The organism is Methylobacterium sp. AC690 (genome assembly GCF_979256535.1).
The window spans coordinates 1-254 of the sequence record NZ_CEEDOX010000091.1; the positions used below are offsets into that span (position 1 = coordinate 1).

Below are 254 nucleotides of genomic sequence, written 5' to 3' on the forward strand. Positions count from 1 at the left end.
GCCACGGCGGCGGCCTCGGCCTTCACCTTGGCGGCGGCCACGGTCTCGTCGTACTGCTTGCGGTAGTCCTGGATCTGTGCCTTGGCCTGCTCGACCGGGATGCCCTGGGCCTTGGCGAGCGCATCGGCCGCGCGGGTCTCGGCCTGGGCCTTCTGGGCCGGATCCCCGGTGAACAGGGCCCGGATGGCGGCCACGGCCGCGTCCTTGGCCGCCTGCGGGTCCTGCCCGGCCGCCTGGTTGCGCACCGACTGCTC

At 74.4% G+C, this 254-nt stretch carries 1 pseudogene; it reads right to left on the reverse strand.

The features are described 5' to 3' along the window. Positions 1-254: pseudogene (locus AC0IY1_RS25435) on the reverse strand (PhnA-like protein); the annotation flags it as partial.